Genomic DNA, 15,291 nt, shown 5'->3' on the forward strand with positions numbered 1-15,291 from the left:
CGCGTGACCACCGGCCGGCCGCGCGGCCGCCGTGACCGGGCGTCAGCCCGTGATCGCCTGGAAGATGCTGAAGCCGGCCATCAACACCATGATGCCGGCCGCCACCCGGATGATGATCTTCATCGGGACGTGCTTCAGCAGCTTCTGGCCGCCGAGGATGGCGATCCCGGCGACGGCGCAGAGCGCCAGCCAGGCACCGAGGCCGACCGCGAGCGGGTCGGCGTACTTGGCGGCCAGGTTGGCGGTCATGATCTGGGTGAGGTCGCCGAACTCGGCGATCGCGACGACCACGAAGCTGGCCCCGGCGACCTTCCAGAAGCTGTTCGCGGAGGGCTCCTTGGCGGCGTGGCCGTCCTCGTCGTCGCCGCCGTGGAAGAGCAGCATCGCGGCACCGGCCAGGAAGAGCAGGCCGGTGACGCCCTCCACCCAGCGGTGCGGGAGCAGCGAGAGCAGGTGCCCCGCGACCAGGGCGATGCCGACCTGGAGGGCGAAGGCGGCGGCGATGCCCGCGAAGACATAGCTCGCCCGGTACTTGGCGCCGAGCATCAGGCTGGCCAGGGCGGTCTTGTCCGGGAGTTCGGACAGGAAGACGATGCCGAAGGTGATCGCGGCTACGGTCAGGCTCATCGGGGGTTCGGTATCCCTCGGGGTCGGGCTGTCCGGCCGCGGCAGCTCCGTGAGGGGTCGCTCCGGCCCGACAGCGCTGGTCAGAACATCACAGCACTGCGGCCGAAGGTCTCGCCGGCACCCGCGCGCGGATGCCCCGGGCGCCGGGCCCCGAGGGGCCAGTATGTCGACGGTCCGGTGGAGGGCTACTCCCCTTCAACGCGCCAAGCCTACCCGATCCCGCCGGGCGGTACGGTGCCCACCAGTCCCCGGGCCACCAGTTCCAGCACCACGAGCACCGCCACCGACTCCACCACCAGCAGCGCGATCAGCACGAACAGCTGCACCGCGCCCGCCTGCACCGGGGAGGCGCCGCCGAGCAGCATGCCGACGAACGCGCCGGGCAGCGTGACCAGGCCCACCGTCCGGGTCTGGTCGAGGGCCGGGACGAGCGAGGTCGCGGCGGCGGTCCGGCAGATCTCCAGCCGGGCGTCCCGCTCCTCGAAGCCCAGCGCGAGTGCCGCCTCCACCTCGCCGTGCCGCTGGCGCAGCTCGTCCAGGGCGCGCCGGCCGGCCAGCGAGGTGGCGGTGAGCGCGCCGCCGATCAGGATGCCCGCCACCGGGATGATCGACAGGCCCTTCGGCGGCAGCAGTCCGACGCCCAGCAGCAGCGCCAGCACCGGCAGCACCCCGGCTCCGATCGGCGCGGCCGCCCGGATCCACTGCGGTCCGGCGGTCATCCGGCGGCCGGCCGTCCGCACCGCGACCGCGAACATCAGCAGGACGAACAGCGCCGACCACCAGAGCGAGCCGACCACCCAGGTGATCACCAGGGCGACGACGGCCAGTTGCGCCACCGCGCGCAGTCCGGCCCGCAGCACCGCGTGCCCCTGCCCGAGCAGGCCCCAGCCGGCCACCGCCACGGCGGCGGCCAGCAGCACGGCGGTGACCACCCCCAGGGCGGGAGTGACCGGCAGCAGTTGGTTCTGCGCGGCCGCCGAGGGCGTCACGCCTCAGATCCAGCTGGTGAACCACATCCGGTCCTGCCAGGACGTCATGGGGATCACCTCCGCCGTGTAGAGCGGATAGAAGAAGGCGAAGCAGGCCACGATCGCCAGCACGATCAGCCCGGCCCCGGCCGCGCCGGCCCGGCGACGCTCGGGCGAGCAGCCGGGCGGCCCGAGCATCGCGCCCAGCATCTGCGCGACGGCCAGGCACAGGAACGGCACCAGCACCACCATGTAGAAGGAGAAGACCGTGCGCTCCTGGTACTGGAACCAGGGCAGGTAGACCCCGGCGACGCCGCAGAGCACCGCGCCCGAGCGCCAGTCCCGGCGGAAGAACCAGCGCCAGAGCAGGTAGACCAGGGCGAAGCAGGCCGTCCACCAGAGCAGCGGGGTGCCGAGGCCGAGGATCTGCGCGGCGCAGCCGCCGGAGGCCGTGCAGCCCTGCTGCCCGTTCGGCACCTGCTCCCAGTACATGGAGACCGGACGGCCCTGGACCAGCCAGCTGAACGGGTTCGACTGGTAGGTGTGCGGGGTGCTCAGGCCGGTATTGAAGTCGTACATCTGCGCGTGGTAGTGCCAGAGGCTGCGCAGCGGGGCCGGGACCCAGCTCATCGGGACCTGCGGCAGCGGGACGCCGAGGAAGCTGTCGGCGGAGAGGCCGGCCCGGTTGTCGGCCCAGTGCCGGTCGTACCCGCCGCCGCTCCGGCCGCCGGCAGCGAGCCAGCCGGCCCAGGAGCCGACGTACACCACCAGGGCCGAGCCGACCATGGCGAGCAGGGCGGGCAGCGCGTCCCGGCGCAGCATCGAGCGCCAGGGGCGGCGGGCGCCGGCCCAGCGGCGGCCGGACTGGTCCCAGAGCACGGTGAGCAGGCCGAAGGCGGCGAGCACCATGACCCCGTTCCACTTGACCGCGCAGGCGGCGCCGAGGGCGACACCGGCGGCGATCCGCCAGGGGCGGAGGCCGAGCCGGATCCGGTCGCCGTCCGGCTCCGCGCCGTCGCGGGCGGCGGCCAGCCGGGCGCGGGTGCGGTCGCGGTCGATCAGCAGGCTGCCGAAGGCGGCGAGCACGAAGAACATCTGGACGCCGTCGAGCAGGCCGACCCGGCTCATCACCAGCTGGAGGCCGTCGACGGCCATCAGCAGCGCGGCGGTGCACCCGATCAGGGTGGAGCCGAACAGCCGGCGGCCGATCCGGGCCAGCATCAGGACGGTGACGGTGCCGAGCAGCGCGGTCATGAAGCGCCACCCGAAGGGGTGCAGGCCGAAGCCCCACTCACCGAGCGAGATGACCCACTTGCCGAGCGGCGGGTGGGCGATGAACTCGGGCGCGGCGGTGAGCGGGACGTGCTGCGGCACGCCCAGGATGTCGGCGTTGGCGCTGTCCGGCCAGGTGCCCTCGTAGCCCTGCCGCAGCAGCGACCAGGCGTCCTTGGGGTAGTACGTCTCGTCGAAGACGAAGGCGTTGGGGTAGCCGAGGTTCCAGAACCTGAGCAGTCCGGCGAACAGCGCCACGCCGATCGGCCCGAGCCAGCCGGCCCGATCGGCCACCCGGCGCGGCAGCCCCCGACGGGCCGGAGCGGGGGCCGTCGGGGCCGCCGGTGCGGGTGGGTGCGTGAGCGCCGCTTGCGTCATAGCCTCGCCGATTCGCCTGTCTCGCCTGTGCCGGCCGGGGCCGGGCGGTCAACAGCCACTGACACTATGTGGCGGTGGTCGCGAATCCAAGCGCGACAAGCGCCGTCCAGGTGACCCGGACGGCGCAGTCGTGGCATGTCGGAGCGGGTGTCACGCGGCGGTCTGCAGCTCCCGGACCGGCAGCGCCGTGTGGACGACCGCCGGGGCGGCGTTGTCCTGGACGGCGGTGAGGTACGGCCGCAGCCGCAGCGCGAGGACCACGATCAGTACGGTGGAGCCGGCCATCGCCGCCAGGTAGAGCGGCCAGGTGCCGGAGCCGACCAGCAGCACGCCGACGGCCGGGCCGACCGCGATCGCGATCTGCTTCACCAGGGCGTACCCGGAGTTGTAGGTGCCGAGCAGCCGGGCCGGGGCGAGGTCGGCGACGATCGGGCCCAGGGTGGGGGCGAGCAGCGACTCGCCGACCCCGAACAGGGCGTAGATCGAGACGATCGCGACCGTGGCGGCCATGGTCTCGGTCCGGATCAGACCGGCCACCAGGGCCATCGCCCAGGCGCCCAGCCAGACCACGCCGGCCGCGGCCATCGCGGTGGTGCGCCGGCGGCGGGCGGTGATCCGCACCATGAACATCTGCAGCACCACGATGGTCAGCGCGTTGGCACCGATGGCGATGCCCAGGGTGGAGGGCGCGGTGCCGACGGTGTCGGTGGCGAAGGCCGCGACACCGGACTCGAACTGGCCGTAGCAGGTGAAGAAGATCAGCCCGGCGAGCACGCAGAGCCGCAGCATCGCCTTGTCGGCGACCAGCGCCCGCAGGCCCTGGGGGCCCTGCGGCTGTCCCTGGAGCAGGACCGGGGCGGCGTTCGGGATCCGGGCGCCGCCGGTGACCAGGGCCAGGCCGAGGAAGGTGACGGCCTCGATGGTGAACAGCCGGGTCAGGCTGGCCGGGTCGGCGACGTCGACGATCTGGCCGCCGACCAGCGCGCCGATGCCCATGCCCAGATTGATCAGGGTGAACTGCAGCGCGAAGGCGTGCGACCTGGTCGCGACGGTCGAGCAGCGGACGATCATGGTGGCGAGCGCCGGCTGGCAGGTGGTTACGCCCGCGCCGAACAGGAAGGAGGAGACCAGCAGCCCCGGCGTCCCGGTGGCGTGTCCGAAGGCGAACGCGCCGGTGGCGGCGAGCGCGGCACCGGCGAGCAGCACCGGGCGCGGGCCGTACCGGTCGATGCCGCGGCCGGTGAACGGGAGCACGGCGAGCGCGGCCAGCGCGAAGACGGTGAACACCATCCCGGCGGCCAGCGAGCCCAGACCCCGCACCTGGTCCACGTACACGAACATGTACGGCATCGTGAACCCGCTGCCGAACGCGCTGAGCGCGTTGCCGATCTGGACGCGGCGCAGCGGGCCGCCCGCCCCATGACGCCGCTGCCTCTGCTGCTTCACCGTGCCGGTCACCGTGCACACCCCTTCACTGGGTTTCGATGGATACTCTTAAGGCCAGAAGATTTAAGACCTAAAGTCTGCCGAGATAAAGTCTTAGCACCGGAAGACTGTGGAGTCAAAGGCTTAAGGTGTGCACCCCACCGTGCGACACTGGTCGGCATGACAGCAGACAAGCCCGCGCCGGCCGCCCCCGACGAACTGGGCATCGCCGAGCAGGTGGCCGTCTACCAGCGGGAATTCCCCACCGTGGACCCGCAGGTGGAGACCATCGTGCAGACCCTCTCCCGGGTCGCCCGGCGGATGGGCGTCGCCTACGGCCGGCAGCTGACTGTGCTCGGAATCACCCCCGCCGAGTGGGAGGTGCTCAAGGCCCTGGTGGTCGCCGGCAGCCCCTACCGGCTCGGGCCGGGCGAGCTGGCCAAGCGGCTCGGGCTCACCCCGGCCGCGATGACCCACCGGATCGACCGGATGGTCGCCGAGGACCTCGTCACCCGGGAGCGGGACGAGAGCAACCGGGTCCGGGTGATCATCGAGCTGACCGAGAACGGCCGCGACAAGTGGCTGGAGTCGATGCGGATGGCCGCCGTCTTCGAGGAGGAGCTGCTCCAGGACGTCGTCGGCGAGGAGCGCACCGTCCTGTCCGGGATGCTGGCCCGGATGCTGCGCCGGATCGAGGAGAGCCAGCCCGACGCCCTCGGGCGCACCGACGACCTGGCCTGAGCGGCCCGGAACGTGGAAAGTCCGGCCCGCCGGGGGATCGTCCCCCGGCGGGCCGGACTCGTTCGGCGCGAGGATCCGTCAGGCCCTCGGCTCGCTCAGGTGCTCGGGCGCTCGCGCACCCGGGTGTTCAGGCACTCGGGCACGCGCGCGCCCGGGTGGTTCGACCGTACGGCCTCAGCAGGGGCCGTTGTCGGTCCAGACGCCCCACTGACCGGTGGTGGTGGGGTCCTCGCCCTTGGTCCACCACTTGTTGGTGTAGTAGTGGCCCTTCCAGGAGACCTTGGTGGAGGTCGCGTAGGTGGTGGCCGCGTCCCAGCTCGGGGCGGCGGAGCAGCCGGCCGGAGTGGTCGGGGTGGCGGTCGGCGTCACCGTCGGGGTCGCGGTGGGGGTGGCCGTCGGCGTGGCCGTCGGGGTCACGGTGGGGGTCGCCGTCGGGGTCGGGGTGGGGCTCGGCGCGGCCGGGCAGGCGGCGGCGGAGCCGTTGGTGGCCTCGACCATCTTGTCGAACAGCGCGGTCTTGGTGCCCAGGTCGTACAGCGAGAAGGCGAAGGAGCCGCCGAGGCCGTTGCAGTGGGCGTAGTCCACCTTGGCCTGGATCGAGCGGGCGTCCTCACCGGACCAGAAGGTGGTGCCGTCGTAGAAGTACGTGGTCTTCGCGGTGTCGTCCCAGAAGGTCTTCGCCGGGTTGTCGACGAAGCCCGCCAGCTCCTTGTACATCTGGATACCGGGGACGCTGCCGGACATCGAGGCGCCGGCGGCCGGGCCGGTGGCCGGCTGGAAGAGGCCGTTCTTGCCGTTGTTCTGGACGCCGGTCCAGCCGCGGTAGTAGAACGGCACACCCACGTTGATCTTCTTGGCGGGGAAGCCGCCGGGGATGCCGTAGTCGGTGTCACCCGCGGTGTACGCCTTGATCGCCGCGTCGACCGAGTACTTCCCGTTGCCCGGCTTGGCCGGGGTCATCGGGTCGTCCGGGCCGGAGTAGATCGGGGCCTGGTGGTTGGTCGGGCCCTTGGCGTCCCAGGCACCGTGCATGTCGTAGGTCATGATGTCCAGGAACGTGAGGTACTGACCGATCTTGTCGGTCTCCACGTTCCGGATCTTGTCCTGACCGGCACCCACGGCCGCCGCGGTGGCGTAGGTCTTGCCGTCGACCTTGCCCTGCGCGTCCAGCTGCTCGCGCAGCTCCTTCAGCAGCAGGGTGAAGTTCTGCTTGTCGTTCGGGCTCTCCAGGTTGCCGGTGTGGCCACCGCCGCCCGGGTACTCCCAGTCGATGTCGATGCCGTCGAAGATGCCGGCCGCCGAGCCCGCGCCGCCGTAGCCCGCGTCCACCGGCAGGTTGCCCTTGATGAACATGTCGATGCAGGACGAGACCAGCTTCTTGCGCGAGGCGTCCGTGGCGGCCGCCGCCGAGAAGTACTTGGAGTACGTCCAACCACCCAGCGAGATCAGGACCTTGAGGTTGGGGTTCTTCGCCTTCAGCTTCTTCAGCTGGTTGAAGTTGCCCGCGATCGGCTGGCCCCAGGCGTCGCCGACGCCGTCGACCGCGATGTCCGGACCGAAGCTCTTCTGGTAGTCGGCGAACGCGTCGCCCGCACCGTCACCCGCGTTGGGGTTGTTGTCGTCCTGGCTCGCGGCCTTGGTGGCCTCGAAACAGTTCAGGTTGGTGGGGTGGATGTTGGCGAACGAGTAGATCAGGTAGTCCAGCTTCCCGGCGACGCCGGTGTCCTGGATCGTCTTCGGGTAGTACGCGTTCGCGTAGATCGACCACTGGTCGAAGTAGGCGACCTTGATGCCACCGCTGGTGGCGGGCGCGCCGGTGGAGTTGGTGACGGCCGCGCTGGCCGAGGCGCCACCGGTGAGGGCGAGGCCCGCGCCGAGCAGCAGGGAGGCGGTCGTGCCGACCGCGATGGCGGCCAGGCTCTTCGGGCGCCGGCGGCGGCCGCCGTCCGGGGCCGGGGTCCCGGCCCTTTCGATACGTGAACGGAGCATGGGTGCGTGACTCCTGGTTGTGGGGGATCCGCCGCGCCTGGCGGGCTCGCACGGGGTGGGGCCGTGCGACCAGGGCATGACAGAACGGGGGAAGGGAATCGAGCGGGAACATGCCTTGACGGACACCGGGATATGCCGAACCGGCGCCCGCGGTCGAAGACCGCTGACGCCGGTTCAGGGGCTCCCTGCACCTGTGGATTAAAATGGACTAGACCAACTCCCCCGTCAAGGGGTGATGTTGAGGCTTGAGTCGCCCTTAAGGTTGCGCCCCCGCTCCACCGACCTCGCTGACCTGCGGTTCAGTACCGGACGGCGTTGGCCACCACGACCTTGACCGAGCCCGAGAGGTCGCGGTTGCTGCGCGCGGTGGCCTGGGCACTCTGTCCGGCGGCCACGTCCGGGACGGTCACCGCGGTCGCGTCCAGCACATTGCCGGAGTCGTCGGTGAAGTTGACCTGGATCACGTACCGGTTGGACTGCTGCCCGTGGTTGGTGACGGTGAGCGTCGCCTCGGCCTTGCCGTCCGAGGCGATCGTCACCGTGCCCGCGGTGATGTCCCCCTTGGCGTCCAGCCCGCCCTTGACGCTCGCGACCGCCGAGGAGGCCACCGCGGCCGCCGAGGACGCGGCCGACGCCACGGCCGAGGAGGCCGCCGAGGAGAGCCCGCCCGCGACGGAGGCCGCCGCCGAGGCGGCGGCGGAGGCCGCGGCCGAGACTCCCGACTCCACCGCGGCGGCGGCCGAGGAGGCGACCTTGCTCGCCGTGCCGCCCGAGGAGCAGCCGGCCAGCGCCGCCGCGCCCAGGACGGCCGCGGCCAGCGTGCCGGCCACCGCCCGGCGCGGGCGGCGGACCACCGGGGCGGTGACGTCCTGGGCGGTGGTACGGGTGGGGCGGCTGGCCCCGGTCGGCGGCTGGCGGTCCATGGTGTCCTCGTTTCTGCGCTTCGGGGTCGGCGCGCTTCGGGAGCTGCGCTTCGGGGTCGGCGCGCAGCGGGTTCCGCGCAGTGGGGGTCCCTGCGCTCCGGGGTCCGCGCGCCTCGACGGCGCCGCGCCCCGGTTCGGTGCCGGGCGGCCCGGCACACCTCACGGCCACCCTCCGGGGCCCGGGCCGGGCCCGCCAACAGGGCTGATGCATCCGGGTGAGGCCCGCCGCGGGCCGCCGCGGGCCGCTCCCCCGGCGGGCGGCCACGACCCTCGCGCGCGACCGTCGCCGAGGGTGCGGCTTCGTTCCCGGGGGCCTTCTCGGGAGCGGGCGCCGCTTCGGCCGCGGGGGCGGTTTCAGGACAGCCCCGAGCCCTCCTGCGCCTGCGCCTCCACGGCGGCCCGTTCCTCGCGCAGCCGCACCACGTGCCGGCGGCGGGCCACCACGCCGTACGCCGAGGCCGCGCTGGCGGCGAACGCCAGCACACCCACCCAGGGCTGGTCGAAGGCATGACCGGTCAGGTGGTCCAGCGAGTACCGCCCCGGGCCGGCCAGGCCCAGCGCGAGCCCGGTCGCCCCCAGGAACGCCGGGTACTCGTAGCCGCCCGAGGTCACGAAGAAGCCGGACGGGGCGTGCACCGCGACCGCGCCCGCCATGGTTCCGGCCACCACCGCGCCGGCCGCCGGGGTGGCCAGCCCGGCCACCAGCAGGGCGCCGCCACCGGCCTCGCCCAGGCCCGCCGCCAGGGCGCTGCGGCGGGCCGGGTGGAAGCCCATGTGCTCCATCGCCTTGGTGGTGCCCTCCAGACCGCCACCACCGAACCAGCCGAACAGCTTCTGGGTGCCGTGCGCGATCAGTACCCCGCCGACGGCGCCGCGCAGGGCCAGCAGGCCGAGATCCTTACGGTTCAGACACATGTCGAGTCCTCGTTCCAGCGGAGGTGATCCGGTTTCCATAGGAGCCGAAAGGGCGAGCCGGTTCGACCCGGGACCGCCATCCGGGCGAATGTCGGACCGTCGAGGAATGGCGGGCCGGTGCCCGGGAGCGGGCCGGCCCGACGGCCCGCGCACCGGCCCGATCAGCGGCCCGATCAGCGGCCCCTGCGGCGCCCCGACCGGCCGCGCGCCGGGCGCCGAGGGCGTGGCGGTCCACCCGCGCCGGTCGCCCCGACCATGCTTGGCCCATGTTCGTCTTCAACCTGAGCAGCGCGTTCATCGCCTTCTTCGCCGTGGTCGGCCCGCCGAAGGTCCTGCTGGCCTTCGCCCGGCTGGCCGCCACCCGGAGCAACCACGAGCTGCGGCGGCTGGCGGCCTGGAGCTCACTGATCTCCGCCTTCATCGGCCTGGTACTCGCCTACAGCGCCGACTTCGTCACCTCGCTGTTCCACATCAGCGACCAGTCGCTGCAGCTGGCGGGCGGGACGATCTTCTTCGTCTACGCCGTCGCCCTGGTGCTGGGCATCCATCTCGGCGTCGGGGACGACGACGACGACCACCTGCCGAACCCGATGGTGGACGGCATCCGCGAACTGCTGCTCCCGTACATCGCCAGCCCGCTGGCGGTCACGGCGGTCCTGGTGGGCTCGCTCACCAAGGACGACTGGGGCTGGCGGACCACCATCGTCGGGGCGTACGTCGCCGTGGTGGTGATCAACTACATCTGCGTGGCGGCGCTCGCCCCGCTGATGCGGCGCACCCACCGGACGTCGCTGGAGGTGCTCTCCCGGCTGCTCGGGCTGCTGCTGGCGGCGGTCGGCGTGGAGCTGTTCCTCAACGGCCTGGCGGGGCTGGGCCTGCACCTGCCCGAGGCGCATTGAGTCCGGTCCGGGGTCAGGGCACCGGTCCGGGTCAGAGCGCGACCACCGGCCGCCAGGGCACCGGGCTGGAGAGGATCATCGAGCTGGCCGGCTGCCCGTACCCGCCGAGGCGGTCGATCAGCGCCTCGAAGGCGGCCATCGTGGGCACCGCGACCAGCAGGACGCAGCAGGCCCCGCCGGTCACCCGGTGCAGCTGGAGGACCTCCGGCCACCGGGGCACCTCCGGGTCGCGCAGCACACAGCGCGGCCCGTAGCACTGGAGCTGGACCAGCGCGGTGATCGGCAGCCCGGCCCGGGCGGGGTCGACATGGGCGTGGTAGCCGCTGATCACCCCCTCGGCCTCCAGTCGGCGCACCCGTTCGGCGACGGCGGGTGCGGAGAGGCTCACCCGGCGGGAGAGTTCGTTGTAGGAGAGCCGGGCGTCGGCCTGGAGTTCGGCCAGCAGGCGGCGGTCGACGGCGTCCATGACGGCTCCCGGTGGGGTTGATCGACTGGCTGGATCCCGCTCTTTTGCGATCGTAAAGAGATCGGCGGGAAGACCTCTCGATCGCCAGGCCCGGATGCGGTTGCCGTGCCCGGTGCCCATTCAAGTGGGGGCAGTGACCGCCGCACAATGGGGCCCCGGCCACGACGGACCGCACAGGCGGCCGGGTCATCGGGCGGGCGGTGCACCCGCCGTCCGGGTCATCAGGAGGAATCGGGATGGGGCACGACACGGTGGAGACACCCAACCTGTCGTTCGGTCGGGGCGGGGAGCCGGGTCAGGGCACCCCCTACGCCCGGTACGCGCGGCTGGACGAGCTGCACAGCCTGCAGCAGCCGCGCAGCAAGGTGCCGGCCGAGCTGTCGTTCATCGTCAGCACCCAGGTGATGGAGCTGCTCTTCGACCTGCTGCGGCACGAGTGGACGCTCGCCCAGCAGGCCCTGCGCGAGAACGACCTGCCGGCCGCGCTGGCCGCGCTCCGGCGCGGCACCCACGTGCAGAACGTGCTGGTGGAGTCCTGGGACCTGCTGGCGACCATGACCCCGCAGGAGTTCAACGCCTTCCGCTCGGTGTTCGGCGAGGCCTCCGGGTTCCAGTCCTCGGCCTTCCTGCACCTGGAGTTCCTGCTGGGCAACAAGAACGCCGCCCTGCTGCGGATGTACGACGAGGTCCCCCGGACGCGGGCCGAGCTGGTCGAGGCCCTGCGCGCGCCCGGCCTGTACGACGACGCCCTGGCCCTGCTCGCCCGCCGCGGGCTGGCGGTGCCGCACGAGCCCTCCGAGCAGCGCCACCGGGCCGACCCGGCGGTGGAGGCGGCCTGGCGGCAGGTCTACACCGACCCCGCGTACGCGGAGCTGCAACCGCTCGCCGAGGTCCTGCTGGACGTCGCCGAGCGGGTCACCCGCTGGCGTCAGCGGCACCTGGCGGCGGTCCGGCGCGCGATGGGCGCCAAGCCCGGCTCGGGCGGCTCCAGCGGCCTCACCTGGCTGCGCAAGGCCGCCGAGCAGGACGTGTTCCCCGAGCTGTGGACCGTCCGGGACGAACTGTGAGCGAGAAGAACGAGCGAGAGGGCAGGACCGTGGGCACGATCACGCGCGAGGAGTGCGCGGCGCTGGACGGCGCCGACCCGCTGGCGGGGTTCCGCAAGGAGTTCGCCCTGCCCGAGGGCGTCGTCTACCTGGACGGGAACTCGCTCGGCGCACTGCCGGCCCGCACCCCGGAGCGGGTGCGGCAGGTGGTCGAGGAGGAGTGGGGCCGCGAGCTGATCCGCAGCTGGAACGAGGCCGGCTGGTTCGAGCAGCCGTACCGGCTGGGCCGGCGGATCGCGCCGCTGGTCGGGGCCGACCCGGACGAGGTCGTGGTCTGCGACACCACCTCGGTCAACCTGTTCAAGGTGCTGGCGGCCGCCCTGCGGCTGCGCCCCGGGCGGCGGACGGTGCTCGGCGACGCCGCGGCCTTCCCGACCGACCTCTACATCGCCGAGGGCGTGACCGGGCTGGTCGAGGGCGCGCGCAGTGCGCTGGTCGCGCCGGAGGAGCTGGACCGGCACCTGGACGCGGACGTCGCCGCCGTCGTCCTCTCGCACGTTGACTACCGCACCGGCGAGCTGCTGGACATGCCCGGGATCACCGCCCGGGTGCGGGCGGCGGGCGCGCTGATGATCTGGGACGTCTGCCACTCGGTGGGCGCGCTGCCGATCGGGCTCGGCGCGAGCGGCGCGGACTTCGCGGTCGGCTGCACCTACAAGTACCTGAACGGCGGCCCCGGTTCGCCGGCCTTCCTGTACGTGGCGCGGCGCCACCTCGCGGCCGGGCCGCGGCAGCCGCTGAGCGGCTGGTTCGGCCACGCCCGCCCGTTCGCCTTCGAGCCCGGGTACGACCCGAAGGCCGGCGTCGGGCGGTTCCTGACCAGCTCCCCCTCGCTGCTCGGCCAGGCCGCGCTGGAGGCGAGCCTGGACATCTGGGAGCGGGCCGACCTGGGCGCGGTGCGGGCGAAGAGCCTGGCGCTGACCGACCTGTTCGTCTCGCTGGTGGAGGGACTGGACGGGATCGAGGTGGTGACCCCGCGCGAGCACGCCCGGCGCGGCAGCCAGGTCGCCCTGCGCCACGCCGACGGCTACCCGGTGGTGCAGGCGCTGATCGAGCGCGGGGTGATCGGGGACTTCCGCGCGCCGGACCTCATGCGCTTCGGCTTCACCCCGCTGTACCTGTCGTACGTGGACGTCTGGGACGCGGCCCGGCAACTGGCCGAGGTGCTGGAGACCGGCGAGTGGCGGGCGGAGCGGTTCGGCCGGCGGGGCGAGGTCACCTGAGCGCCCGACCACCCGTGACCGGGCCCTCCGCCGCCGGAGGGCCCACCGACCGGTGCCGCACCGTGACTTGCCGTTAATAATGCCCAGTATTAAAGTCGTCCGTATGGCAAGGACGTCGGCGGGCCACGAGACCCGCGAGAAACTGCTCCGGGCCGCGGAGGAACTCTTCGCCGCCCGAGGCGTGGAAGCCGCCCTGACCAGGGACATCACCCGGCTCGCCGGGCAGAGCAACCCGTCCGCCGTGCAGTACCACTTCGGCTCCCGCGAGGGCCTGCTCGACGCGATCATGGCCGGCCGCCAGGAACGCACCGAGCAGGCCCTCGCCCCGTTGCTGCCCGGGCTCGGCTCAGCCGACCCGGCCGGGCTGCTCGGCGCCCTGGTCGCGGCCGAGGCCACCGAGCTGCGCAGCGAACGGGGCCGGCACTGCCTGCGGATCTCCGCCCAGGTGAGCCACAGCAGCGGCGTCCGCACCCGGACCCCGCACCCGACGCTGGCCGGCGGCGGCTACTGGCGGCTGATCGAGCTGATCGAGGACCGGATCCGGTCCGTGCCGGAGCCGATCCGGCTGGAGCGGATCGACCTGGTGCTCACCCTGATCGGAGCGGCCCTGGCCGACCGCGCCCGGCAGTACCTCACCGGAACCACCCCGTTGACCGACGAGGAGACCTTCCTCGCCGACCTGGTGACGATGTCCGCCGCCATGCTCTGCGCACCGACCCCCCCGAGGAGCACGTCATGAACGACCTGACCGGCAAGACCGTCATCATCACGGGCGGCGCCCGCGGCCTGGGCGCGGAGGCCGCCCGGCTCGCCGTCGCGGCCGGCGCCAACGTGGTGATCACCGACGTGCTGGAGGCGGACGGCAAGGCCACCGCCGCCGGGCTCGGCGACCGGGCCCGGTTCATCCGCCACGACGTGACCTCGGAGGAGGACTGGCAGCACGTGGTCGACTTCGCCGAGGCCGAGTTCGGCGCGGTGCACGGCCTGGTCAACAACGCCGGAATCGCCACGGGTTCGCTGCTGGCGGACGAGAGCGTCGACCACTTCCGCAAGGTGGTGGACATCAATCTGACCGGTGTCTTCATCGGGATGAAGACCATCGTCCCGGCCCTGCGTTCGGCCGGCGGCGGCTCGATCGTCAACATCTCCTCGGCGGCCGGCCTGATGGGCCTGGCCCTGACCGCCGGCTACGGCGCCTCCAAGTGGGGCGTCCGCGGCCTGTCCAAGATCGGCGCCGTCGAGCTCGGGGCCGAGCGGATCCGGGTCAACTCCGTCCACCCCGGTATGACCTACACCCCGATGACCGCCTCCGTCGGCATCCGCAGCGGCGAGGGCAACTACCCCAACACCCCGATGGCCCGGGTCGGCGAGGCCCCCGAGATCGCCACCGCCGTGGTCTTCCTGCTCTCCGAGGACGCCTCCTACGTCAACGGCGCCGAACTCGCCGTCGACGGCGGCTGGACCACCGGCCCGACGGTCAAGTACGTCATGGGGCAGTGACATCCACCGCGGGTCGGTGACCTCCCCCGGCCCGCACCGCCGGCGGGCCCCGGGGTTCGGAGTCAACCTGACCGGGCAGCACCTTCTATGACTGTCCATCAGATCATCGGGGGAGCAGATGAACCTCGCGCTGGGTCCGCTGAAGCCCGAGCCCGGCGAACTGATCGTCGGCCTGAGCTGCTTCCTCCTCATGGTCTGGGTGCTGGGCAGCCGGGTACTGCCGCGGATCGAGCGGCTCCAGGCCGACCGCCGGGACGCCATCGAGGGCGGTGCCGAGCGGGCCGAAGCGCTGCACGCCGAGGCGGAGCGCACCTACCGGGCCTACCGCGCGAGCCTCGCCGACGCGCGGCACGAGGCGGCGCGGATCCGGCAGGACGCCGCCGAACAGGGCGCGGCCGCCCTCGCGGCGGCCCGCGAGGAGGGCGTCCGGGAGCGTGACCGGCTGGTCGCCGAAGCCCACGCCCGGATCGCCGTCGACCGGGCGCTCGCGGCGGTCGTCCTCCGGCGAGCGGTCGGCGAGCTGGCGGTCGAGCTGGCCGGCCGGGTGGTCGGCGAGCCCTTGGCGGCCGCGGCAGCCGAGCGCGACACGGTGAAACGGTTCTTCGAGGAGCGCTGAGCCGGTCCGGGCAGCGCATCCCGCGCACCTGTCGAACGGCCCCGGGCCCGGACCGCCGGCGCGGCGAGCACACCCGATCCGGGCGGCCGGGGCCGGCTGTTCCGGACACGGGCCGGCCCGCGGGTCGGGGCACCGGTCGGGCCGCGGGTCCCGGACACGGGTCGGGGGCGCCGGGCGGGCCGCCGGGGCGGCCCCCCCGGGGGTCCCGGCGGCCGGGCCCCCGCCCCAAAGGCTCCGCCAACC

General features: G+C 73.0%; 15 protein-coding genes. 7 read left to right on the forward strand and 8 right to left on the reverse strand.

The genetic code is table 11. The annotated features are described in order from the left end of the window. Positions 1–42: 42 nt before the first annotated feature. The 4 genes from ACFXHB_RS41435 to ACFXHB_RS41450 form a co-directional block, all read right to left on the reverse strand. The gene (locus ACFXHB_RS41435) at positions 43–627 is read right to left on the reverse strand and encodes a TMEM165/GDT1 family protein (protein ID WP_380581809.1); all 585 of its coding nucleotides are present in this window, start codon (positions 625–627) and stop codon (positions 43–45) included. A 209-nt stretch (positions 628–836) separates the two neighbouring features. Continuing rightward, positions 837–1,616, reverse strand: coding sequence for an ABC transporter permease (locus tag ACFXHB_RS41440; protein WP_380581811.1), 780 nt, complete (start codon positions 1,614–1,616; stop codon positions 837–839). Positions 1,617–1,619: 3 nt separating this feature from the next. After that, positions 1,620–3,245, reverse strand: coding sequence for a dolichyl-phosphate-mannose--protein mannosyltransferase (locus ACFXHB_RS41445; RefSeq protein ID WP_380581813.1), 1,626 nt, complete (start codon positions 3,243–3,245; stop codon positions 1,620–1,622). 150 nt (positions 3,246–3,395) lie between these two features. Further along, positions 3,396–4,703, reverse strand: a complete 1,308-nt coding sequence (locus tag ACFXHB_RS41450; protein WP_380581815.1) for an MFS transporter — start codon at positions 4,701–4,703, stop codon at positions 3,396–3,398. Between the two features lie 147 nt (positions 4,704–4,850). Between ACFXHB_RS41450 and ACFXHB_RS41455 the strand changes: the two genes are divergently transcribed. Further along, the gene (locus ACFXHB_RS41455) at positions 4,851–5,411 is read left to right on the forward strand and encodes a MarR family winged helix-turn-helix transcriptional regulator (RefSeq protein ID WP_380581817.1); all 561 of its coding nucleotides are present in this window, start codon (positions 4,851–4,853) and stop codon (positions 5,409–5,411) included. A gap of 174 nt (positions 5,412–5,585) precedes the next feature. On the opposite strand, the gene ACFXHB_RS41460 is transcribed toward ACFXHB_RS41455, so the two are convergent. From ACFXHB_RS41460 to ACFXHB_RS41470, 3 genes are all read right to left on the reverse strand, one after another. After that, complete coding sequence (locus ACFXHB_RS41460) at positions 5,586–7,400, reverse strand: glycosyl hydrolase family 18 protein (RefSeq protein ID WP_380581819.1); 1,815 nt, start codon at positions 7,398–7,400, stop codon at positions 5,586–5,588. 299 nt (positions 7,401–7,699) lie between these two features. Continuing rightward, complete coding sequence (locus ACFXHB_RS41465; RefSeq protein ID WP_380581821.1) at positions 7,700–8,323, reverse strand: FxLYD domain-containing protein; 624 nt, start codon at positions 8,321–8,323, stop codon at positions 7,700–7,702. A 354-nt stretch (positions 8,324–8,677) separates the two neighbouring features. Next, positions 8,678–9,238, reverse strand: a complete 561-nt coding sequence (locus ACFXHB_RS41470; protein ID WP_380581823.1) for a DoxX family protein — start codon at positions 9,236–9,238, stop codon at positions 8,678–8,680. A 266-nt stretch (positions 9,239–9,504) separates the two neighbouring features. Between ACFXHB_RS41470 and ACFXHB_RS41475 the strand changes: the two genes are divergently transcribed. Next, positions 9,505–10,137 carry a MarC family protein gene (locus ACFXHB_RS41475; protein WP_380581825.1) on the forward strand — a complete coding sequence of 211 codons (633 nt, stop codon included), beginning with the start codon at positions 9,505–9,507 and terminating at the stop codon, positions 10,135–10,137. 31 nt (positions 10,138–10,168) lie between these two features. Here ACFXHB_RS41475 and ACFXHB_RS41480 read toward each other — a convergent pair whose 3' ends face one another. After that, the gene (locus ACFXHB_RS41480; RefSeq protein WP_380581826.1) at positions 10,169–10,603 is read right to left on the reverse strand and encodes an Lrp/AsnC family transcriptional regulator; all 435 of its coding nucleotides are present in this window, start codon (positions 10,601–10,603) and stop codon (positions 10,169–10,171) included. 236 nt (positions 10,604–10,839) lie between these two features. Between ACFXHB_RS41480 and ACFXHB_RS41485 the strand changes: the two genes are divergently transcribed. From ACFXHB_RS41485 to ACFXHB_RS41505, 5 genes are all read left to right on the forward strand, one after another. Then, positions 10,840–11,670 (forward strand): tryptophan 2,3-dioxygenase, encoded by an 831-nt coding sequence (locus tag ACFXHB_RS41485; RefSeq protein ID WP_380581828.1) that lies wholly within the window; start codon positions 10,840–10,842, stop codon positions 11,668–11,670. Positions 11,671–11,699: 29 nt separating this feature from the next. After that, positions 11,700–12,932, forward strand: a complete 1,233-nt coding sequence (kynU, locus tag ACFXHB_RS41490; protein WP_380581830.1) for a kynureninase — start codon at positions 11,700–11,702, stop codon at positions 12,930–12,932. Positions 12,933–13,035: 103 nt separating this feature from the next. After that, a complete protein-coding gene (locus ACFXHB_RS41495; protein ID WP_380581832.1) occupies positions 13,036–13,671 on the forward strand; it encodes a TetR family transcriptional regulator in 636 nt (211 codons plus the stop codon). Then, positions 13,668–14,432 carry a glucose 1-dehydrogenase gene (locus ACFXHB_RS41500; RefSeq protein WP_380581834.1) on the forward strand — a complete coding sequence of 255 codons (765 nt, stop codon included), beginning with the start codon at positions 13,668–13,670 and terminating at the stop codon, positions 14,430–14,432. Before ACFXHB_RS41495 ends, ACFXHB_RS41500 begins: the two co-directional genes overlap by 4 nt. 118 nt (positions 14,433–14,550) lie before the next feature. After that, positions 14,551–15,048 carry a hypothetical protein gene (locus ACFXHB_RS41505; protein WP_380581836.1) on the forward strand — a complete coding sequence of 166 codons (498 nt, stop codon included), beginning with the start codon at positions 14,551–14,553 and terminating at the stop codon, positions 15,046–15,048. The last annotated feature ends 243 nt before the right edge of the window (positions 15,049–15,291 follow it).

It is taken from the genome of Kitasatospora sp. NPDC059327 (assembly GCF_042752535.1).
GTDB lineage: Bacteria > Actinomycetota > Actinomycetes > Streptomycetales > Streptomycetaceae > Kitasatospora.

Excerpts from the sequence above, each read along its gene's own strand:
- ACFXHB_RS41500 (WP_380581834.1), top strand. The coding sequence starts at position 13,668 with ATGAACGACCTGACCGGCAAGACCGTCATCATCACGGGCGGCGCCCGC.
- ACFXHB_RS41505 (WP_380581836.1), top strand. The coding sequence starts at position 14,551 with ATGAACCTCGCGCTGGGTCCGCTGAAGCCCGAGCCCGGCGAACTGATC.
- ACFXHB_RS41435 (WP_380581809.1), bottom strand. The coding sequence starts at position 627 with ATGAGCCTGACCGTAGCCGCGATCACCTTCGGCATCGTCTTCCTGTCC.
- ACFXHB_RS41445 (WP_380581813.1), bottom strand. The coding sequence starts at position 3,245 with ATGACGCAAGCGGCGCTCACGCACCCACCCGCACCGGCGGCCCCGACG.
- ACFXHB_RS41485 (WP_380581828.1), top strand. The coding sequence starts at position 10,840 with ATGGGGCACGACACGGTGGAGACACCCAACCTGTCGTTCGGTCGGGGC.
- ACFXHB_RS41480 (WP_380581826.1), bottom strand. The coding sequence starts at position 10,603 with ATGGACGCCGTCGACCGCCGCCTGCTGGCCGAACTCCAGGCCGACGCC.
- ACFXHB_RS41470 (WP_380581823.1), bottom strand. The coding sequence starts at position 9,238 with ATGTGTCTGAACCGTAAGGATCTCGGCCTGCTGGCCCTGCGCGGCGCC.
- ACFXHB_RS41475 (WP_380581825.1), top strand. The coding sequence starts at position 9,505 with ATGTTCGTCTTCAACCTGAGCAGCGCGTTCATCGCCTTCTTCGCCGTG.
- ACFXHB_RS41455 (WP_380581817.1), top strand. The coding sequence starts at position 4,851 with ATGACAGCAGACAAGCCCGCGCCGGCCGCCCCCGACGAACTGGGCATC.
- ACFXHB_RS41465 (WP_380581821.1), bottom strand. The coding sequence starts at position 8,323 with ATGGACCGCCAGCCGCCGACCGGGGCCAGCCGCCCCACCCGTACCACC.
- ACFXHB_RS41495 (WP_380581832.1), top strand. The coding sequence starts at position 13,036 with ATGGCAAGGACGTCGGCGGGCCACGAGACCCGCGAGAAACTGCTCCGG.
- ACFXHB_RS41460 (WP_380581819.1), bottom strand. The coding sequence starts at position 7,400 with ATGCTCCGTTCACGTATCGAAAGGGCCGGGACCCCGGCCCCGGACGGC.